At 63.8% G+C, this 18,020-nt stretch carries 19 protein-coding genes and 1 pseudogene; 14 read left to right on the top strand and 6 right to left on the bottom strand.

Annotated features, from left to right (window positions below):
- Nucleotides 1-41 precede the first annotated feature (41 nt).
- The 3 genes from brnQ to KVG96_RS16580 all read left to right on the top strand — a co-directional run bounded on the left by brnQ (nt 42) and on the right by KVG96_RS16580 (nt 2,701).
- A complete protein-coding gene (gene brnQ, locus KVG96_RS16590) occupies nt 42-1,355 on the top strand; it encodes a branched-chain amino acid transport system II carrier protein (protein ID WP_217893087.1) in 1,314 nt (437 codons plus the stop codon).
- A gap of 207 nt (nt 1,356-1,562) precedes the next feature.
- Nucleotides 1,563-2,300 carry a DUF599 domain-containing protein gene (locus tag KVG96_RS16585; RefSeq protein ID WP_217893086.1) on the top strand — a complete coding sequence of 246 codons (738 nt, stop codon included), beginning with the start codon at nt 1,563-1,565 and terminating at the stop codon, nt 2,298-2,300.
- Entirely contained in the window at nt 2,300-2,701 is a 402-nt protein-coding gene (locus KVG96_RS16580) for an MAPEG family protein (protein WP_217893085.1), read from the top strand. The genes KVG96_RS16585 and KVG96_RS16580 overlap by 1 nt, the downstream gene beginning before the upstream one ends.
- A gap of 87 nt (nt 2,702-2,788) precedes the next feature.
- Here the strand turns inward: KVG96_RS16580 and KVG96_RS16575 are convergent, their stop codons facing one another.
- Nucleotides 2,789-3,025 carry a hypothetical protein gene (locus KVG96_RS16575; protein WP_065260459.1) on the bottom strand — a complete coding sequence of 79 codons (237 nt, stop codon included), beginning with the start codon at nt 3,023-3,025 and terminating at the stop codon, nt 2,789-2,791.
- Nucleotides 3,026-3,183: 158 nt separating this feature from the next.
- On the opposite strand from KVG96_RS16575, the gene KVG96_RS16570 reads away from it, so the two are divergent.
- The 4 genes from KVG96_RS16570 to KVG96_RS16555 all read left to right on the top strand — a co-directional run bounded on the left by KVG96_RS16570 (nt 3,184) and on the right by KVG96_RS16555 (nt 6,885).
- Nucleotides 3,184-3,660 (top strand): PaaI family thioesterase, encoded by a 477-nt coding sequence (locus KVG96_RS16570; protein WP_217893084.1) that lies wholly within the window; start codon nt 3,184-3,186, stop codon nt 3,658-3,660.
- On the top strand, nt 3,657-4,106 hold the full coding sequence (locus tag KVG96_RS16565; RefSeq protein WP_217893083.1) for a PaaI family thioesterase: 450 nt from the start codon (nt 3,657-3,659) through the stop codon (nt 4,104-4,106). The genes KVG96_RS16570 and KVG96_RS16565 overlap by 4 nt, the downstream gene beginning before the upstream one ends.
- 81 nt (nt 4,107-4,187) lie before the next feature.
- Nucleotides 4,188-6,089 carry a molecular chaperone HtpG gene (htpG, locus tag KVG96_RS16560; protein ID WP_217893082.1) on the top strand — a complete coding sequence of 634 codons (1,902 nt, stop codon included), beginning with the start codon at nt 4,188-4,190 and terminating at the stop codon, nt 6,087-6,089.
- A gap of 67 nt (nt 6,090-6,156) precedes the next feature.
- Nucleotides 6,157-6,885, top strand: coding sequence for a dienelactone hydrolase family protein (locus KVG96_RS16555; RefSeq protein ID WP_217893081.1), 729 nt, complete (start codon nt 6,157-6,159; stop codon nt 6,883-6,885).
- A gap of 218 nt (nt 6,886-7,103) precedes the next feature.
- On the opposite strand, the gene KVG96_RS16550 is transcribed toward KVG96_RS16555, so the two are convergent.
- Together KVG96_RS16550 and KVG96_RS16545 are read right to left on the bottom strand one after the other, a co-directional pair.
- Nucleotides 7,104-7,967 (bottom strand): pirin family protein, encoded by an 864-nt coding sequence (locus tag KVG96_RS16550; protein ID WP_217893080.1) that lies wholly within the window; start codon nt 7,965-7,967, stop codon nt 7,104-7,106.
- A 60-nt stretch (nt 7,968-8,027) separates the two neighbouring features.
- The gene (locus KVG96_RS16545; protein ID WP_217893079.1) at nt 8,028-8,444 is read right to left on the bottom strand and encodes an OsmC family protein; all 417 of its coding nucleotides are present in this window, start codon (nt 8,442-8,444) and stop codon (nt 8,028-8,030) included.
- A 319-nt stretch (nt 8,445-8,763) separates the two neighbouring features.
- Here KVG96_RS16545 and KVG96_RS27835 point away from each other — a divergent pair.
- A pseudogene (locus KVG96_RS27835) lies at nt 8,764-9,486 on the top strand (MCP four helix bundle domain-containing protein); the annotation flags it as partial.
- A 39-nt stretch (nt 9,487-9,525) separates the two neighbouring features.
- On the top strand, nt 9,526-10,389 hold the full coding sequence (locus KVG96_RS27830; RefSeq protein WP_437180521.1) for a methyl-accepting chemotaxis protein: 864 nt from the start codon (nt 9,526-9,528) through the stop codon (nt 10,387-10,389).
- 55 nt (nt 10,390-10,444) lie between these two features.
- Here the strand turns inward: KVG96_RS27830 and KVG96_RS16535 are convergent, their stop codons facing one another.
- From KVG96_RS16535 to purM, 3 genes are read right to left on the bottom strand one after another with little or no spacing between them, the layout of a single operon-like run.
- Complete coding sequence (locus KVG96_RS16535) at nt 10,445-11,158, bottom strand: DUF3108 domain-containing protein (protein ID WP_217893077.1); 714 nt, start codon at nt 11,156-11,158, stop codon at nt 10,445-10,447.
- Nucleotides 11,159-11,166: 8 nt separating this feature from the next.
- Complete coding sequence (purN, locus tag KVG96_RS16530) at nt 11,167-11,817, bottom strand: phosphoribosylglycinamide formyltransferase (protein WP_085577732.1); 651 nt, start codon at nt 11,815-11,817, stop codon at nt 11,167-11,169.
- Nucleotides 11,817-12,875: a phosphoribosylformylglycinamidine cyclo-ligase gene (gene purM / locus KVG96_RS16525; RefSeq protein WP_217893076.1), complete on the bottom strand. Its 1,059-nt coding sequence runs from the start codon at nt 12,873-12,875 to the stop codon at nt 11,817-11,819. Before purM ends, purN begins: the two co-directional genes overlap by 1 nt.
- Before the next feature lie 375 nt (nt 12,876-13,250).
- On the opposite strand from purM, the gene KVG96_RS16520 reads away from it, so the two are divergent.
- The 5 genes from KVG96_RS16520 to KVG96_RS16500 all read left to right on the top strand — a co-directional run bounded on the left by KVG96_RS16520 (nt 13,251) and on the right by KVG96_RS16500 (nt 17,923).
- Nucleotides 13,251-14,303: a DUF2066 domain-containing protein gene (locus KVG96_RS16520; protein WP_217893075.1), complete on the top strand. Its 1,053-nt coding sequence runs from the start codon at nt 13,251-13,253 to the stop codon at nt 14,301-14,303.
- Between the two features lie 36 nt (nt 14,304-14,339).
- Complete coding sequence (locus KVG96_RS16515) at nt 14,340-15,413, top strand: AI-2E family transporter (protein ID WP_217893074.1); 1,074 nt, start codon at nt 14,340-14,342, stop codon at nt 15,411-15,413.
- A 209-nt stretch (nt 15,414-15,622) separates the two neighbouring features.
- Nucleotides 15,623-16,327 (top strand): DnaA regulatory inactivator Hda, encoded by a 705-nt coding sequence (gene hda, locus KVG96_RS16510; RefSeq protein WP_085577728.1) that lies wholly within the window; start codon nt 15,623-15,625, stop codon nt 16,325-16,327.
- 223 nt (nt 16,328-16,550) lie between these two features.
- The gene (locus KVG96_RS16505; RefSeq protein WP_085577727.1) at nt 16,551-17,168 is read left to right on the top strand and encodes a C40 family peptidase; all 618 of its coding nucleotides are present in this window, start codon (nt 16,551-16,553) and stop codon (nt 17,166-17,168) included.
- Between the two features lie 218 nt (nt 17,169-17,386).
- The gene (locus KVG96_RS16500; protein WP_217893073.1) at nt 17,387-17,923 is read left to right on the top strand and encodes a C40 family peptidase; all 537 of its coding nucleotides are present in this window, start codon (nt 17,387-17,389) and stop codon (nt 17,921-17,923) included.
- Nucleotides 17,924-18,020 lie beyond the last annotated feature (97 nt).

The following is an 18,020-nucleotide window of genomic DNA, read 5'->3' as shown; positions in this document are numbered from 1 at the left end:
TCCCTCTCTAAATTCCGATTCAGTAGTGTGGTATTTCCTTGATGAAAGTTTTGAAAGGCCAGGACATCCTGGCGCTTGGCTTCATGACATTTGCCCTGTTCGTCGGGGCCGGCAACATCATTTTCCCGCCTATCGTCGGCCTGCAGTCCGGACCCAACGTCTGGATGGCGGCGCTGGGCTTCCTGATCACCGCGGTCGGCCTGCCGGTGATCACCGTCGTGGCGCTGGCCAAGGTCGGCGGCGCGATGGATTCGTTGAGCAGCCCGATCGGCAAGATCGCCGGCGGTCTGCTGGCGGCGGCCTGCTATCTGGCGGTGGGCCCGTTGTTCGCGACCCCGCGCACCGCGACCGTGTCCTTTGAAGTGGGCCTGGCGCCGCTGACCGGCGAGAGCCCGCTGGCGCTGTTCCTCTACAGCTCCGTCTACTTCCTGCTGGTGTTCTTCATTTCGCTCTATCCGGGCCGCCTGCTGGACACCGTCGGACGCTTCCTGGCGCCGCTGAAGATCATCGCCCTGGCGGTGCTCGGCATCGCCGCGTTCGCGCTGCCAGCTGGCGACATCGGTCAGGCGACGCCTGAATACGTCGCGGCGCCGTTCTCCCAAGGGTTCATCAACGGTTACCTGACCATGGACACCCTCGGCGCGCTGGTGTTCGGCATCGTCATCGTCAACGCGATCCGTTCCCGCGGCGTCGAGTCGCCGGCGCTGATCACCCGCTACGCGGTGATCGCCGGTCTGATCGCCGGCGTCGGCCTGGCGCTGGTGTACGTCAGCCTGTTCCGCCTCGGCTCCGGTAGCCACGAAGTCGCGGCCGGTGCCACCAACGGCGCAGCGGTGCTGCACGCTTACGTGCAACACACCTTCGGTTCGCTGGGCAGCGGCTTCCTCGCGGTGCTGATCTCCCTGGCGTGCCTGGTGACCGCGGTAGGCCTGACCTGCGCCTGCGCCGAATACTTCAGCCGTGTCGTGCCGCTGTCCTACAAGACCCTGGTGATCATCCTCGCGGCATTCTCGCTGCTGGTGTCCAACCTGGGCCTGACCAAGCTGATCGCGTTCTCGATCCCGGTGCTGACCGCCATCTACCCGCCGTGCATCGTGCTCGTGGCCCTGAGCTTCTGCAAAGACTTCTGGCATGAGCACGGCCGCATCCTCGGCCCTGTGATGCTGGTGTCGTTCCTGTTCGGCACCATCGACGCGCTCAAGGGCGCCGGTCTGGCCGACTGGATGCCGTCGCAGCTGGCGCACCTGCCGCTGAGCGAGCAGGGCCTGGCGTGGCTGGTGCCGTGCGTGATGACGCTGGTGGTCGCCGTGGTGTGCGACCGCCTGCTGGGCAAGCGCAGCGAAGCGATCGCCTGACGCTGACCGGCCCGCCAAAAGCGGGCCTTGAGCGATTCAGCAGAAATGCCCCGTATCAAAAGATGCGGGGCATTTTTTATGGGCGTGAGGCAGTGTCTTTTTCCCTGAACTAACGTCGAAGCACTGCAACGCATTCCTGCGGGAACCTGCCGGCAGGCCGGTGCCCGCCGGAAACCGGTACTGCGCTCATACTCCACAGGGAATTGCATGTCGTTCATCCAAGCCAACCTGATCCACCTGCTCGCCGCGTTCTGGTTCGTCATCTGCTGGGGCGGCTACACCCGCTACGCTACCTGGAAGGGCCGCGACACCGCGTGCCTGGCCAGCGTCCTGCACCTTTACCGCGAAGACTGGATGCGCCGCATGCTGCTGCGCGACAACCGCATCGCCGACGCCAGCGTGATCGGCAACCTGGAGCGCAACGCGTCGTTCTTCGCCTCCAGCACCCTGATCATCCTGGCCGGCATCCTCACCGTGCTCGGCGCGTCCGAGCGTGCGGTGTCGCTGCTGGCGGACATCCCGATGGTGCAGCAGGCGTCCCAGGGCATGTCGGAAATCAAGTTGCTGTGCCTGGCGCTGGTGTTCGTCTATGCCTTCTTCACCTTCAGTTGGTGCATGCGCCAGTACAACTTCGCCGCGGTCCTGGTCGGCTCGGCGCCGATGATCGGCGAGCGGCAGGTGTCGGAGCAGGAGCGCAAGGCATTCGCCTCGCGGGCGGCACGAGTGATTTCGATGGCGGCGAACCAGTTCAACTTCGGCCTGCGTTCCTACTACTTCGGCATGAGCATGCTGGCCTGGTTCGTCAGCCCGTGGCTGTTCATGCTGATGAGCGCCGGCGTGGTGCTGGTGCTGTATCGCCGGGAGTTTCACTCGGACGTCCTGGACGTGATGGTCTATACCCCTACTGAGGCACCATCGCCCGAGGCAACCAAAGAGGCCGCTTGATGAGTATTCCGTTCTGGTGCGTGTTTATCAGTGCGCTGCTGATTTATGTGGCGCGCATGCCGGTGGCCAAGGCCATGAAGGAGCAGGGCGGCTACGACAACCACCAGCCGCGTCGTCAGCAGGCGCAGTTGACCGGGTTCGGCGCCCGGGCGCTGGCGGCCCACCAGAACAGCATCGAGGCGTTCATGCTGTTTGCGGTGGGGGTGCTGATGGCGCACACCACGCAAACGGCCGGATGGCTCATCGATACGCTGGCGATCGTCTTCGTGATCGCCCGAGTGGTCTACTTATTGTGTTATTGGGCCGACCTGGCCTGGCAACGCAGCCTGGTCTGGGTGGTCGGCTTAGTTTGTTCCCTATTGCTGATGATCAGTCCTGCGTTCAGAACCGTTTTGCTCTAACAGGCCACTTCGGCATATTGCCGAAAAATGACAGGCAAAAGAAAACCCGCACTTGGCGGGTTTTCTTTCATGGCAGCGAAGAGCAGGTCATTGCTTCTTGGCGGCTTCGTCTGCGGCGGCTGCGTTCGATTCAGCCTGATCTTTGGCGGCTTCGGCGTTTTCTTTTGCCGCTTCGTTCACTTTATCCTGAGCTTCATTCATTTTCTGCTGAGCTTGTTCAGCGTGTTGGTTGGCATCTTGAGCTTTGTCCTCGGATTTTTTATCGCAGGCGGCGAGACCGAGGGAAGCGGTCAACATCAAGGCAATAGCTAAAGTCTTACGCATGGGGTGTTTCTCCTGGTGGAAAAGAACTACTGGCCTTAAGAACGCACTGCCCGAGGTTAAGTTCCTCATTTTCCATAGATATATAAGTTTGTTATGAGAAGGAACTTTTCCTGTTCTTTCCAATACTGGCGACAGGCACTGACGAGAGCATTTATCCCATGGGCGAAAACCCCGTTTTCGAGCGAGCGACAAGATTTCTCTCGGCCCTGCGCCACTGTCAGGTGTTGGGGCTGCGCGTGCACAGCGCCGACAGCGAAGGCCTGACGGTGGTCTTGCCGTACAGCGCAAGCATCGTCGGCAACCCGCAGACCGGCGTCATCCATGGCGGCGCCCTGACGTCGCTGATGGATACCGCGTGCGGCATGGCCACGCTGTGCGTGCTGCCGGAATTCGAGGTGTGCCCGACCCTCGACCTGCGGATCGACTACATGCACGCCGCGCAGCCGCACAAGGATGTCTATGGCTTTGCGCAATGCTACCGGGTCACCACGGACGTGATCTTCGCCCGTGGCTTCGCCTACCAGGACGACCCGGAACAGCCGATCGCCCACGTCGTCGGCACCTTCATGCGCATGGGCAAGGGACTCAAGGGCACCCAGGGCTTCGGCGGCAAGATCAAGGGGGAGGGGCAATGAGCGACCTCAAGCGGCGACTGGAGCAGGCCCACGCGCAGGGCGACTACGCGCCCCTGCTGAAGCTGATCCCGTATGCCGGGCTGATCGGCGTCGAATGTTCCCGGGTCGGCGACGAACTGCTGTTCCGGCTGCCGGCCAACAAGGACAACATCGGCAACCCACTGTTGCCGGCGATCCATGGCGGGGTGATCGCCGGGTTCATGGAGCTGGCCGCCGCCCTGCACCTGCTGATTTTCACCGGGGCGCCCGGTGTGCCGAAGATCATCGATTTCTCCCTCGACTATCTGCGCGCCGGGCAGTTTCGCGACACCTGGGCCAAATGTCAGGTCTGCCGCCAGGGCCGGCGGGTGGCGAACGTGGCCGTCACGGCCTGGCAGACCACCGAAGGCGAACCGATCGCCACGGCCCGCGCGCACTTCAAGATCGATGACCCCTTGAAATCCTGACACGCGTCCCCAACTCAGAGAACAACCCGCCGCCGACCGGCAAGGTCGCGGCCAATGCCATCTGATTGGAGTTTGATGACCATGAGTGTGGAAACTCAAAAGGAAACCCTGGGCTTCCAGACCGAGGTAAAGCAGCTGCTGCACCTCATGATCCATTCGCTGTATTCCAACAAGGAAATCTTCCTGCGCGAATTGATCTCGAACGCCTCCGACGCCGTGGACAAGCTGCGCTTCGAAGCGCTGGCCAAGCCTGAGCTGCTCGAAGGCGGCGCCGACCTGAAAATCCGCGTGAGCTTCGACAAGGACGCCAAGACCGTCACCCTCGAAGACAACGGCATCGGCATGAACCGCGACGACGTGATCACCCACCTGGGCACCATCGCCAAGTCGGGCACCGCCGATTTCATGAAGAACCTCACCGGCGACCAGAAGAAGGACTCGCACCTGATCGGTCAGTTCGGCGTCGGTTTCTACTCGGCGTTCATCGTCGCCGACAAGGTCGACGTGTACAGCCGCCGCGCCGGCACCCCCGCCAGCGAAGGCGTGCACTGGTCGTCGCAGGGCGAGGGCGAGTTCGAAGTCGCCACCCTCGACAAGGCCGAGCGCGGCACCCGCATCGTCCTGCACCTGAAGTCCGGTGAAGACGAGTTCGCCGACGGCTGGCGCCTGCGCAACATCATCAAGAAGTACTCCGACCACATCGCGCTGCCGATCGAGGTGCCGAAAGAGGCTCCCGCCGCCGAAGGCGAAGAGAAGCCGGCGCTGGAGTGGGAAACCGTCAACCGCGCGAGCGCCCTGTGGACCCGTCCCCGTACCGAGATCAAGGACGAGGAATACCAGGAGTTCTACAAGCACATCGCCCACGACTTCGAAAACCCGCTGAGCTGGAGCCACAACAAGGTCGAAGGCAAGCTGGAATACAGCTCGCTGCTGTACGTGCCGGCCCGCGCGCCGTTCGACCTGTACCAGCGTGAAGCGCCGAAGGGCCTGAAGCTGTACGTCCAGCGCGTGTTCGTGATGGATCAGGCCGAATCGTTCCTGCCGCTGTACCTGCGCTTCATCAAGGGCGTGGTCGACTCCAACGACCTGTCGCTGAACGTGTCGCGGGAAATCCTGCAGAAAGACCCGATCATCGACTCGATGAAGTCCGCGCTGACCAAGCGCGTGCTGGACATGCTGGAGAAGCTGGCGAAGAACGAGCCTGAGCAATACAAGGGCTTCTGGAAGAACTTCGGCCAGGTCATGAAGGAAGGCCCGGCCGAAGACTTCGCCAACAAGGAAAAGATCGCCGGCCTGCTGCGCTTCGCTTCGACCAACGGCGACGACGAGCAGATCGTCGGCCTGGCCGACTACCTGGCCCGCGCCAAGGAAGGCCAGGACAAGATCTACTACCTCACCGGCGAGTCCTATGCGCAGGTCAAGAACAGCCCGCACCTGGAAGTCTTCCGCAAGAAAGGCATCGAAGTGCTGCTGCTGACCGACCGCATCGACGAGTGGCTGATGAGCTACCTCAGCGAGTTCGACGGCAAGGGCTTTGTCGACGTGGCCCGGGGTGACCTGGACCTGGGCAACCTGGACTCGGAAGAGGACAAGAAGGCCGCAGAAGAAGTCGCCAAGTCGAAGGAAGGCCTGGTCGAGCGCCTCAAGACCGCCTTGGGCGAGTCCGTGGCCGAAGTCCGCGTATCCCATCGCCTGACCGATTCGCCGGCGATCCTGGCCATCGGCGAACAGGACCTGGGCCTGCAGATGCGCCAGATCCTCGAGGCGAGCGGGCAGAAGGTGCCGGATTCCAAGCCGATCTTCGAATTCAACCCGAACCATCCGTTGATCGAGAAGCTCGACAGCGAGGCCAGCGAGGAGCGTTTCGGCGACCTGTCGCACATCCTCTTCGACCAGGCGGCCCTGGCCGCCGGCGACAGCCTGAAAGACCCGGCCGCCTACGTGCGCCGTCTGAACAAGCTGCTGGTTGAGCTGTCGGCTTGACCCCAACCTGAATAAACCCGCTTCGGCGGGTTTTTTCTTTCCGGCGTTTAATCATCAGGAGTCAGAAATGAGCCAAATCACTGTGCGTTCCGTGGTCTATCAGATTGACGGCCAGGCTTATGAAGGCCGGCTGGCGTTCGACGCCGAACACAAGGGTGCCCGTCCGGGCCTGTTGATGGCACCGAACTGGATGGGCGTCAGCGCCGGGGCCGAAGAGATCGCCAAGTCGGTGGCGGCCAAGGGCTATGTGGTGCTGATCGCCGACGTCTACGGGCAGGCCGTGCGTCCGCAGAACGCCGACCAGGCCGGCGCAGCGATGATGCCGCTGAAGAACGACCGGGCCTTGCTGCGCAAGCGTCTGCAGGCAGCCTTTGAACAGTTGCAGAAGCAGGGCGAAGCGGCGGTGGAGACTTCGAAGCTGGCGGTGTTCGGCTTCTGCTTCGGCGGTTGCTGCGCACTGGACCTGGCCCGCACCGGCGCGCCGGTGAAGGCGGCGGTGTCGTTCCACGGCACGCTGGATTCGCCGAACCCGGCGGACGCGAACAACATCAAGGGCTCGGTCCTGGTGCTGCACGGGGCTAGCGACCCGCTGGTGCCGAAGGAGCAGTTGCCGGCGTTCGAGGAAGAAATGAACGCGGCAGGCGTGGACTGGCAGTTGCTGAGCTATGGCGGCGCGGTGCATTCGTTCACCGACCCGCACGCCAATGTGCCGGGCAAGATGATGTACGACGCCAAGACCGCTGCGCGGGCGTTCAAGTCGATGCATGACTTGCTGGAAGAAGTGTTCAAGGGCTGACCGGGCCGGAGCCTGCCGGGGCTTCATCGCGGGCAGGCTCGCTCCCACAGGATTTGTGCACGACGCCTATCCGATGCGGGAGCAACTGTCTTGTCCCGCGTCGGCGGCGCTCCCGCTGATACCATCGCCGGCAGGCTGGCGCCCACGGTTTTGTGCGCTGCGCCGGCTACTGTGGGAGCGGGCTTGCCCGCGAAGACGGATCCGCAAGCGACGCAAACCTACGGCAATTCGATCCGTTCGACTTCCCCCGGCACCGTCGGCCAATCCCCGGCCGCCCACTTGCGCCGAGCCTCGTCGATCGCCGCCGGGTCGCTGGCGACGAAGTTCCAGTTGATCCGCCGAGGCCCGTCCAGCGGTGCGCCGCCGAACACCACGGCATGGGCGTCGCTGTCGGCGAACAGGCTCATTTCCTCGCCGGGCGGCAACACCGCCAGCGCATGGGGCTCGAGGGTTTCACCGTTGAGCTGCACATCGCCGCTGAGGACGTACACCGCTCGCTCCTCGTGTTCGGTGGGGATCAACAGCGTGGTCGCGGTCTGCATCTTCAGTTCCGCGTACAGCGTCGGCGACAGCACCGGCACCGGCGATTCGAGGCAGAAGCCTGAGCCTGCGATCATGCGGATCTGCACACCCAGGCTGTCGCTGACCGGCAGCGTCGCCGCCGGGTGGTGGCTGTAGTGTCCCGGCCCCTGTTCGCGGTCCTTGGGCGAGGCCAGCCAGATCTGCAGTCCATGCATCCTGAAGCTTTGCTCCCACAGCGGCGCAGGCGTGCGCTCGACATGGGCGATGGCGCTGCCGGCGGTCATCCAGCTGACGTCGCCGGCGCTGACCACCTGATCGGAGCCCAGACTGTCCTTGTGCCGGATCTGGCCTTCGAACAAATAGGTGAGGGTCGACAGGCCGATGTGCGGATGCTGGCGGATGTTCATGCCCTTGCCGGCCGGGTAGACGGTCTCGAGCATGTGGTCGAAAAACACGAAAGGCCCGACGCTGCGGCATTTGGCCGACGGCAGCGGGCGCAGGATCGGCTGCCCTTCGACGTCTTCGGCGCGCGGGCGGATGATCAGGGGTTGCTTGTCCATGGTGCGTTCCAGGCTGGGCGGGTGACGCGAAGAGCATAACCCGCCGCGCACCCGGGAGGATCATTGGCTGTCGAAGCCTTGCGGCGCGTGGGTTTCGATGCTGACTTCGCTGGTGGTCATCAGCTTGTGGATCGGGCAGCGGTCGGCGACCCGCAGCAGTTCCTCGCGCTGGGCATCGGTGAGCACGCCCTTGAGGGTGAGGGTGACATGCAGGGCGTACTTGCCTTTCTGCTCCTGGCTGTTGTCGCGTTTGACTTCGACGCCGACGCCGGTCAGCGGAATGTCCTTTTTCTTGGCGTACAGCTTCAGGGTCAGGGCCTTGCAGGCGCCGAGGGCGGCGTCGAAGTAATCGTGGGGCTCCGGAGCGGAGCCTTCGCCGCCGACGCTTGCGGGCGCATCGGTGAACATTTCGTGGTCATCGATCTGGACGGTGTGGCGAAAACCTTCGGCGCAGACGGTATTGACGGTGACGGTCATGGGAACCTCGCAAGCGGTGGGAAAGCCATTCGATCAAAAAGAACCTCGCAGGTATAGAACATGTGTGCTGAGTCGGCGTTCCACTTTATTGCGCGTCGCGCAAGGTGGCGAAGACGCCGTTTGGGCATTCCTATGGTGAACGTGCGGCGAACGGAGCTGAAGTCCGGGCAACCATCGCTGAATCGTTCATGCCGAGGGTTCGAAGTATCAAGGCCTTTTGATATCACTTTTTCGTCTTACGCAAATTTCCGCCGGGCCGATACCTTCTAAAGCAGCCAGCTGCAGGGTTGATGCAGCGCTTTTGGAAGGAACCAGAGCAATGAGTATCCGTAGCCTCAATATCGCCCCCCGGGCCGGCCTCGGTTTCGGGGTGCTGGCGCTGATGGTGTTTGCGCTCGGGGCGTTCGCCCTGCTGCAGATGTCGAACATGCGCGCCCAGTCCGACGAGGTCGACAACAATTGGCTGCCCAGCGTGATGGCGGTCGGCGAGATGAGCCAGGACATGCTGCGCCTGCGGGCGCTGACCATGCGTTTGCTGCTCAACCGCGACCCGCAGGCGCTGGCGCAGAACGTCAGCAAGCTCAACGAGCTGCGCGGCGTGCTGAGCGAGGCCCAGCAGCGCTACGACGCCCTGATCGTCTTGCGGGAGGAGCGGGCGCTGTTCGACCGGTTCAAGGTCGCCGAGCACAAGTACCTGGAGTTCCAGGCGCAGGTGATGGCGCTGTCCGCGCAGAACAAGGTAGAAGAGGCGGCGGCCATCCTCAATGGCCAGATGAGCCCGTTGGCGGACGATATCGCCGTCACCCTCAAAGAGCTGGTCGAGCTGAACAAACACAACGCCAACCTCGCCACCGAGGCGGCGCGGCTGGTGTTCATCAATTCACGGGTGTGGGTCGGCGTGATGATCGGCATCACCGCGTTGATCACCGTTGCGCTGGCGCTGCTGCTGACCCGCAGCATTGTGCTGCCGCTTTCGCAATCGCTGAACGTCGCTGAGGTGGTGGCGGGCGGCGACCTGACCGGCGACATCAATGTGTCCGGCAAGGACGAGCCGGCGCGGCTGCTGCACGCGCTGCGCAGCATGCAGCACAGCCTGCGCGACACGATCCGGCGCATTTCCGAATCCTCCAGTCAGTTGGCGTCGGCCTCGGAAGAACTGAGCTGCGTGACCGAAGACGCCACCCGCGGTCTGCATCAGCAGAGCCTGGAGATCGAGCAGGCCGCCACGGCGGTGAACCAGATGACAGCGGCCGTCGAGGAGGTGGCCAGCAACGCCGTGGCCACGTCCGAGGCGTCGCGGGAGTCTGATCGCATTGCCCAGCACGGCCGCGAGCAGGTGCAGCAGACGGTGTCTTCCATCGAGTCCCTGGCCGAGGACGTCACGGCCAATGCGACTCAGGTGGAAGACCTGGCCCAGCAGGTCTACAGCATCAGCAAGGTGCTGGATGTGATCCGCTCGATCGCCGAGCAGACCAACCTGCTGGCGCTGAACGCGGCCATCGAGGCCGCCCGGGCCGGCGATGCCGGGCGCGGCTTTGCGGTGGTGGCGGATGAGGTGCGGGCGCTGGCCCATCGTACCCAGCAGTCGACCCAGGAGATCGAGCAGATGATCGGCGGCATTCAGCAGGGCACGGATGCGGCGGTCAGTTCGATGCAACAAAGCAACCTGCGCGCCCGTTCGACCCTGGAGCTGGCCAAGGCCGCCGGCTCCGCGCTGGAGGAGATCGCCTCGGCGTTCACCCGGATCAACGAGCGCAATCTGGTGATTGCCAGCGCGTCGGAGCAGCAGGCGGCGGTGGCGCGGGAAGTCGACCGCAACCTGATGAACATCCGCGACCTGGCGATGCAGACCTCGGCCGGGGCCAACCAGACCAGTGCCGCCAGCCAGGAGCTGTCGCGGCTGGCGGTGGACCTGAATAACATGGTGGCCAAGTTCTCGGTGTGAATCGTCCGGGCAAAGAAAAGCCCCGCGTTTGCGGGGCTTTCGGGGTGACGGCGGATCAGCTGCCTTTGACGGTCTTGCCGTTGACGGTGCCGTCCAGGAGCATGATGTTGTACTCCTTGCCGTCGGTTTCGACCTGTTGCAGGCGAACCAGCAGGTAATCCCAGTCCTTGGCGAACCAGAGCACGGTGATGCGCTTGCTCTGCGTCGGATCGCGCACGCGTTCGACCTTGATCGCGTCGATCTGGCCGGCCTTGGTCTCGACCTTCTCCGAGCCCAGTACGCGGAAGTCGTAGGTGTCGACTTCGCCGCCGTCGACCACCTGATAGCTCATGGTCTTCTTGCCGGCGGCCACGTCATGCTGCAGCGCCAGCTGATAGGTCGACTTGTCGACCATGCCGCGGTTCAGCGGGATCTTCACCGCGTCGCCGCGGTCGGTGCCGGTGACGAGCTTGTTGGCCCAGTCGAAGTCCAGGTCAGCCTTTTTCGCCTTGCCCAGGCCGCCGCGCTCGAAGTGGTAGGACTGCGGCAGCAGCGTGTCCTTGTCCAGGGTCAGGGTGCTTTCCTCGGACAGGCTGGCGATCATCATCGACGCCTTGAAGCTGAGTTTCCAGGCGCCGTTGGCTTCCTTGGTCAGGCTGCGTTCGGCGGTGCCGCTCATGGGCAGCTGCTTCCAGTCGGCGGTGTAGCTGGCGGAGAACGGTTGAAGGTCTGCCGCCTGTGCCAGAGGCAGGGCGAGCAGAGCGCAAGCGAAGAGCAGGGCGCGACGCATAAAATCTCCTAGTTTCGAATCAAGTGGCCGGTGGCCGCGAGTGCCTGGCCATCCAGTAAAGCACCTTGTTCGCCAAGGGCCAGCCGTCCTTCGGCAAACCAGCGCACGGCCATCGGGTAGATCAGGTGTTCCTGAACGTGGACCCGCTGCGCCAGGCTCTGCGGCGAATCGTGCAACTCTACCGGTATCACTGCCTGTACGACCAGAGGCCCGCCATCGAGTTCCTCGGTGACGAAGTGCACGGAGCAGCCGTGTTCGGCGTCGCCGGCCTCCAGCGCGCGCTGATGGGTATGCAGCCCCTTGTACTTGGGCAGCAGCGACGGATGGATGTTGAGCAGGCGACCCTGGTAGTGGCGCACGAACCCTGCGCTGAGGATGCGCATGAAGCCGGCCAGCACCACGAGTCCGGGATTGAATTCGTCGATCAGTTCGATCAGGGCGGCATCGAAGGCTTCGCGGCCTTCGAAGGCCTTGTGGTCCAGGGAGCGGGTTTCGATGCCCGCGTCCCTGGCGCGTTGCAGGCCGTAGGCGTCGGCGCGGTTGGAGATCACCGCAGCGATGCGGACCGGGCTGTCGCCGGTCCGCGTGCTGTCGATCAGGGCCTGCAAGTTACTGCCGGTGCCGGACAGCAGCACCACGACATCACAGGTGCTCGGCATCAGTGAGCCTTGAGGTTCTTCAGTTCGACCTGGGCGGCGCCTTCGGCGGCCGCGGCGATCTGGCCGATGACCCAAGGCTGCTCGCCGGCTTCGCGCAGGACGTTCAGGGCCGATTCAACGTGCTCCTGCGCCACGCAGATCACCATGCCCACGCCGCAGTTCAGCACGCGGTGCATTTCGGTCTCGTCGACGTTGCCTTTCTCTTGCAGCCAGTCGAACACCGCAGGGCGGGTCCAGCTCGCCACGTCGACCACGGCCTGGGCGCCTTTTGGCAGCACGCGCGGGATGTTGTCCAGCAGGCCGCCGCCGGTGATGTGGGCCATGGCCTTGACGGCGCCGGTGTCCTTGATCAGCTTGAGCAGCGGCTTGACGTAGATGCGGGTCGGGGCCATCAGCAGGTCGGTCAGCGGTTTGCCGTCGAGCTGAACGGTTTCGATGTCGGCGCCGGACACTTCGATGATCTTGCGGATCAGCGAGTAGCCGTTGGAGTGCGGGCCGGACGACGGCAGGGCGATCAGGGCGTCACCGGTGGCGACTTTCGAGCCGTCGATGATTTCCGCTTTTTCCACGACGCCGACACAGAAACCGGCCAGGTCATAGTCTTCCCCTTCGTACATGCCAGGCATTTCAGCGGTTTCGCCGCCAACCAGCGAGCAGCCAGCCAGTTCGCAACCTGCACCAATGCCGGTGACTACGGTGGCGGCCACGTCGACGTTCAGTTTGCCGGTGGCGTAGTAGTCGAGGAAGAACAGCGGCTCGGCGCCGCACACCACCAGGTCGTTGACGCACATGGCGACCAGATCCTGGCCGATGCTGTCGTGCTTGTTCAGGTTCAGCGCCAGGCGCAGCTTGGTGCCGACGCCGTCGGTGCCGGACACCAGCACAGGCTGTTTGTAGCCGGCCGGGATTTCGCAGAGGGCGCCGAAGCCGCCCAGGCCTCCCATGACTTCCGGGCGCGCCGTGCGCTTGGCGACGCTCTTGATGCGTTCGACCAATGCTTCACCGGCGTCGATGTCTACACCGGCGTCCTTGTAGCTCAGGGAGGGTTGCTTGCTCATGATCCAGGCCTTTGTAAGGGAGGGATTTCTGGGTAACGACCGATTTCTGCGGGACACCGAAACCGGTGGGGCGGATGCCTCACGCGTCATTCGGGTGGCCCGGCTGTTGCCGGTCTGCGAAGGCGCGCGATTTTATCAGGCTTGAGGGGCAGCGGCCATCCTCGCGCCGACGGGCAGGGGCATATCGCCTGAAAAAAATTGCAATTGAATGGTCGGTGAGCGCGCCGCTGCCTGTATAAGGGAACCGTCTATCGTTAGGGCTGTGCAAAAACTTACCGCCAGCGTGTGAATGTTTTGCGGCGGCCTGTGGTCACAGGCTTGCTCTGGCCGGTTCACGCGGCCTGTTCCAGCCGCTCTTGTCGACGGGAATTCTCCATGCGTCTTTGCAAATTGCTGTTTGTGGGCTGTCTGTCTCTGGTCAGCCTGGCGAGCCACGCCGAAAACCTCAAAGGCCTGTATCAGGTGCGCGAGCCGGTCAGCGGTCAGGCGCCCGAGGAGCGCGACCGCGCCACGCAGGCGGCGCTGGACACCCTCGTGCTGCGCCTGACGGGGGATCCGAAGGCACCGCAGAATCCGGGGCTGGCGGCGATCCGCAAGGATCCGCAGCAGATCATCAGCCAGTACGGTTTCGACGCGGGGCCGCCGGAGGTGCTGAAAGTCGATTTCGACCCGGGCACCACAGAGCAGGCGTTGCGCCGTGCGGGCCTGTCGTTGTGGGGCGCCAACCGCCCTTCGATCCTGGGCTGGTGGCTGAACGATTCCGCCGAAGGTTCGAGCCTGGTGGGCGACGGCCAGGCCAGTGCCGCGCCGTTGCGCCGGGCGGCCCAGCACCGCGGCCTGCCGCTGCGCTTGCCGCTGGCGGATCTGAGCGAACAGCTGGTGGCCACCGCGCCGACCCTGGAGGGCACCGACCCGGCGCCGTTGCGCGGCGCGTCGGAGCGCTACGGCGCCGACGCCTTGCTGGCGGTGCATGCCCGCGAGGAGGGCGGCCAGTGGCAAGCCAAATGGCACTTGTGGCTCGGCGACCAAAAGGAGGCGGGCAGCGTGCAGGGCGCCGATCAGGCGGCGGTGGCCGATGCGGTCATGCTGGCGGTCGCCGGGCGGTTGGCGCCGCGCTTCGTTGCCAGGCCCGGGGCGTCGGGCCAGCAGACCGTGGACGTGCAGGGCATGAACCTTGAGCATTACGCCGCCCTGATGCGCTTGCTCGAACCGTTTGGCGTGCGCCTGCAGAGTGTCGATGCCGATCGCATCGTGTACCGGGTCAACGGCAGCGCCGATCAGCTGCGTGCGCAACTGGCGCTGGCGAAGCTGCAGGAGCTGCCGGCCGAGGCGCCGACGCCTGCGGCGGCTCCCCAGCCGACGGTGCCGGGCGCGGCTCCCGTTCCGGCGGCGGCCCCGGCGGTTCCGGCCCTGCGGTTTCGCTGGTAAGTCGTTCTTTCCTATATAAAAGCAATGGAGTTTTACATGGCCGATACGCGGCGTTGGTTCTGGTTGGGCGGGGTGGCCCTGTTGTGTGCGTTCGTCTGGTTGCTGCACCCGATCCTTACGCCGTTCCTGGTGGCATTGCTGCTCGCGTACCTGTTCGACCCGCTGGTGGACCGTCTGGAGCGGATCGGGCTGTCCCGCACCTGGGGCGTGATCGCGGTGTTCGCGCTCTTTACCTTGATCGTGACCACGCTGTTGCTGGTGCTGGTGCCGATGCTGGCCAGGCAACTGTTGCGCCTGTATGAGCTGGCGCCGCAGATGCTCGACTGGCTGCAGCACACCGCTTTGCCGTGGGCGCAGGCGAAGCTGGGGCTGGCGGAAGGGTTCTGGAAGTTCGACAAGGTCAAGGCGGCGATCAGTGAGCACGTCGGGCAGACCACCGACATCGTCGGTGCCGTGCTGACGCAGGCGACGGCGTCGAGCCTGGCGTTGATCGGCTGGTTGGCGAACCTGGTGCTGATCCCGGTGGTGAGTTTTTACCTGCTGCGGGACTGGGACGTGATGATGGCCAAGATCCGCAGCCTGCTGCCCCGTGACCGGGAGGAGCGCATGGTGGCCCTGGCCGGCGAGTGTCATGAGGTGCTGGGCGCGTTCGTGCGCGGTCAGTTGCTGGTGATGGTGGCGTTGGGCGTGATCTACGCGGCGGGCCTGATGATCGTCGGCCTGGAGCTGGGCCTGTTGATCGGCCTGATTGCGGGGCTGGCGGCGATCGTGCCGTACATGGGCTTCGTGATCGGCATCGGTTCGGCGTTGATCGCCGGGCTGTTCCAGTTCGGCGGCGAGCTGTATCCGATGATCGGGATCGTCGCGGTGTTCATGGTCGGGCAGGCGCTGGAAGGGATGGTGCTGACGCCGTTGCTGGTGGGGGACCGGATCGGCCTGCATCCGGTGGCGGTGATCTTTGCGATCCTGGCCGGCGGCGAGCTGTTCGGCTTCACCGGCGTGCTCCTGGCGTTGCCGGTGGCGGCGGTGATCATGGTGCTGGTGCGGCATGTCCATGACCTGTACAAGGACTCGGAGATCTACAGCGGCGTGGACGAACCTGAATTGTGACGCGAGCGGCGGGCTGCCCGGCGGATCGCCGGGTTGGCCCGGCTCATGCAGGCGCAGCCGCCAGAGAAACTGCCATGAAACCAAGGTGTTAACGCAAACCTTTGATTTTGCTTGGGGTCTGTCGGATTGTGCGCTCCGCTTCACGGGTATAAACTTCGCACACTTTACACAGAGGTCACTAATGGTTCCTCGGGGACCGTTCAGTCAGCATGAAACCGATTCAGCTGCCCCTAGGTGTGCGTCTGCGTGACGACGCCACCTTCATCAACTACTACCCAGGCGCCAATGCCGCTGCACTCGGCTATGTCGAGCGCCTCTGCGAAGCCGACGCCGGTTGGACCGAAAGCCTGATCTATCTGTGGGGCAAGCATGGGGTAGGGCGTACGCATCTGTTGCAGGCCGCCTGCCTGCGTTTCGAGCAGATGGGGGAGCCGGCGGTCTACCTGCCGCTGGCGGAGCTGATGGACCGCGGCATCGAGATCCTCGATCACCTTGAGCAGTACGAACTGGTTTGTCTGGACGACCTGCAAGCGGTGGCGGGCAAGGCGGACTGGGAAGAGGCGCTGTTTCACCTGTTCAACCGCCTGCGCGACAGCGGCCGGCGCTTGTTGATCGCCGCCTCGACGTCTCCTCGCGAACTGCCGGTGAAGCTGGCCGACCTGAAATCCCGCCTGACCCTGGCGCTGGTGTTCCAGATGCGCCCCCTTTCCGATGAAGACAAGCTGCGTGCATTGCAATTGCGCGCATCCCGCCGTGGCCTGCACCTGACCGACGAAGTCGGCCATTTCATCCTGACCCGGGGCACCCGCAGCATGAGCGCGCTGTTCGACCTGCTGGAGCAGCTCGACCAGGCTTCGCTGCAGGCCCAGCGCAAGTTGACCATCCCTTTCCTGAAAGAAACCCTGGGCTGGTGAAAGCCTTCAAGGCCGCGGCTTTCAGCCCGGTTCGGCAGATTTCAGGCGCCAGAAAACCCGCTTTCCTGAGCGCTGCTCAGGCTGCGTATCGATTCAAATAGGCTTAAGCGCTTAGATGTAAACGAGAAACCGGGAAGTCACAAAAAGATCGATTGAATTTGCAAATGAGGCCGATAGCGGGCATAGTCTCGGCTTCTTTACAACTTCAGCCACGGTCGTGCCCATGCTAAAGCGCTTCGCACCCCTCGTGCCTCTCGCACTCGTCACCCTGCTGTTCGGTTGCGCTGCTCATTCACCTGTTCAAGAGCAGCAACAGCAGTACAAGAATTCCGCTACCGCTCAGTCTTCCGTCATTTACCAGGAAGAGCTGGACACCGAAAAGGAACTGGCCGACTTCAACGGCAAGAAGCCTTACCAACTGCCGGTCCTGGCCGACAGCATCCTTGAGCGCGGCATGTCCCTGATCGGTACCCGTTACCGTTTCGGCGGCACCTCCGAAGCCGGCTTCGATTGCAGCGGTTTCATCGGCTACCTCTTCCGCGAAGAGGCCGGCATGAACCTGCCACGCTCCACCCGCGAAATGATCAACGTGGATGCCCCGCAAGTCTCGCGCGGCAACCTCGAGCCGGGTGACCTGCTGTTCTTCGCCACCAACGGCCGTCGCGGCCGTGTGAGCCACGCAGGCATCTACCTGGGCGACAACCAGTTCATCCACTCCAGCAGCCGCCGCAGCGGCGGTGTGCGCATCGACAGCCTGGGTGACAGCTACTGGAGCAAGTCCTTCATCGAGGCCAAGCGCGCCTTGGCGATGGCGCCGACCGTGGTCACCGCCCGCAAGTGATGCCTCCCTTGTCGCCGCGTTCGTGGCGACAAACGGTCGCGGCCAGTCAGTAGACGTAAACTTTACAAGGTGAAGTTAAAGTCTTACTTGAAGTTTGCCGCGTAGCCGCTAGAATTCTGATCTACTTTGATGGCAAACCGCCTGCGTCCCGACGCAGGCGGTTTTGTTTTCTGTCGAATCGGCAGTGAAAGCCGCAGCCAGATCAGGATGTTCTGCTTATGACGATGTCGGCCCGCCTCGCCTTGATGATGTTCGCAGCGCTGCTCAGCGGCTGCGCCAGCCGCACGCCGCCGCCCGCGCCGGTGGTGCGCACGCCGATCGTGTTCGGCTCCTCCCAAAACTTTTCTCCGGCTGCCGAAGACGTGCTGTTCCGCGCGCTCGGCCTGGTCGGCACGCCTTATCGCTGGGGCGGCAACACGCCGGACTCGGGCTTCGATTGCAGTGGCCTGATCGGCTTCGTCTACCGCGACGCCGCCGGCATCTCCTTGCCGCGTTCCACGCGGGAGATGATCGTGATGCAGGCGCCGAACGTCGGCAAGGAAGGGCTGCAGACCGGCGACCTGATTTTCTTCGCCACCAACGGCGGCTCCCAGGTCAGCCATGCGGGGATCTATGTCGGGGAAGGGCGCTTCGTCCATGCGCCGGCCACCGGCGGCACGGTGAAGCTGGACAGCTTGTCCAAGGCCTATTGGCAGAAGGCGTACCTGAGCGCCAAGCGCGTCCTGCAGCCGGAGCACCTGGCGCACAACCCTTAGCCGCCAAGACGACCTGTAGGAGCGAGCCTGCTCGCGATGGTGTCCGCCCAGCCGACTTCCAGGTCAGCTGACAGACCGCCATCGCGAGCAGGCTCGC

This window comes from Pseudomonas ekonensis, from assembly GCF_019145435.1.
Taxonomy (GTDB): Bacteria; Pseudomonadota; Gammaproteobacteria; order Pseudomonadales; family Pseudomonadaceae; genus Aquipseudomonas; species Aquipseudomonas ekonensis.
This window is presented reverse-complemented; position numbering and strand designations above follow the sequence as displayed.

Excerpts from the sequence above, each read along its gene's own strand:
- brnQ (WP_217893087.1), top strand. The coding sequence starts at position 42 with ATGAAAGTTTTGAAAGGCCAGGACATCCTGGCGCTTGGCTTCATGACA.
- KVG96_RS16585 (WP_217893086.1), top strand. The coding sequence starts at position 1,563 with ATGTCGTTCATCCAAGCCAACCTGATCCACCTGCTCGCCGCGTTCTGG.
- KVG96_RS16580 (WP_217893085.1), top strand. The coding sequence starts at position 2,300 with ATGAGTATTCCGTTCTGGTGCGTGTTTATCAGTGCGCTGCTGATTTAT.
- KVG96_RS16575 (WP_065260459.1), bottom strand. The coding sequence starts at position 3,025 with ATGCGTAAGACTTTAGCTATTGCCTTGATGTTGACCGCTTCCCTCGGT.
- KVG96_RS16570 (WP_217893084.1), top strand. The coding sequence starts at position 3,184 with ATGGGCGAAAACCCCGTTTTCGAGCGAGCGACAAGATTTCTCTCGGCC.
- KVG96_RS16565 (WP_217893083.1), top strand. The coding sequence starts at position 3,657 with ATGAGCGACCTCAAGCGGCGACTGGAGCAGGCCCACGCGCAGGGCGAC.
- htpG (WP_217893082.1), top strand. The coding sequence starts at position 4,188 with ATGAGTGTGGAAACTCAAAAGGAAACCCTGGGCTTCCAGACCGAGGTA.
- KVG96_RS16555 (WP_217893081.1), top strand. The coding sequence starts at position 6,157 with ATGAGCCAAATCACTGTGCGTTCCGTGGTCTATCAGATTGACGGCCAG.
- KVG96_RS16550 (WP_217893080.1), bottom strand. The coding sequence starts at position 7,967 with ATGGACAAGCAACCCCTGATCATCCGCCCGCGCGCCGAAGACGTCGAA.
- KVG96_RS16545 (WP_217893079.1), bottom strand. The coding sequence starts at position 8,444 with ATGACCGTCACCGTCAATACCGTCTGCGCCGAAGGTTTTCGCCACACC.
- KVG96_RS27830 (WP_437180521.1), top strand. The coding sequence starts at position 9,526 with ATGCAGCACAGCCTGCGCGACACGATCCGGCGCATTTCCGAATCCTCC.
- KVG96_RS16535 (WP_217893077.1), bottom strand. The coding sequence starts at position 11,158 with ATGCGTCGCGCCCTGCTCTTCGCTTGCGCTCTGCTCGCCCTGCCTCTG.
- purN (WP_085577732.1), bottom strand. The coding sequence starts at position 11,817 with ATGCCGAGCACCTGTGATGTCGTGGTGCTGCTGTCCGGCACCGGCAGT.
- purM (WP_217893076.1), bottom strand. The coding sequence starts at position 12,875 with ATGAGCAAGCAACCCTCCCTGAGCTACAAGGACGCCGGTGTAGACATC.
- KVG96_RS16520 (WP_217893075.1), top strand. The coding sequence starts at position 13,251 with ATGCGTCTTTGCAAATTGCTGTTTGTGGGCTGTCTGTCTCTGGTCAGC.
- KVG96_RS16515 (WP_217893074.1), top strand. The coding sequence starts at position 14,340 with ATGGCCGATACGCGGCGTTGGTTCTGGTTGGGCGGGGTGGCCCTGTTG.
- hda (WP_085577728.1), top strand. The coding sequence starts at position 15,623 with ATGAAACCGATTCAGCTGCCCCTAGGTGTGCGTCTGCGTGACGACGCC.
- KVG96_RS16505 (WP_085577727.1), top strand. The coding sequence starts at position 16,551 with ATGCTAAAGCGCTTCGCACCCCTCGTGCCTCTCGCACTCGTCACCCTG.
- KVG96_RS16500 (WP_217893073.1), top strand. The coding sequence starts at position 17,387 with ATGACGATGTCGGCCCGCCTCGCCTTGATGATGTTCGCAGCGCTGCTC.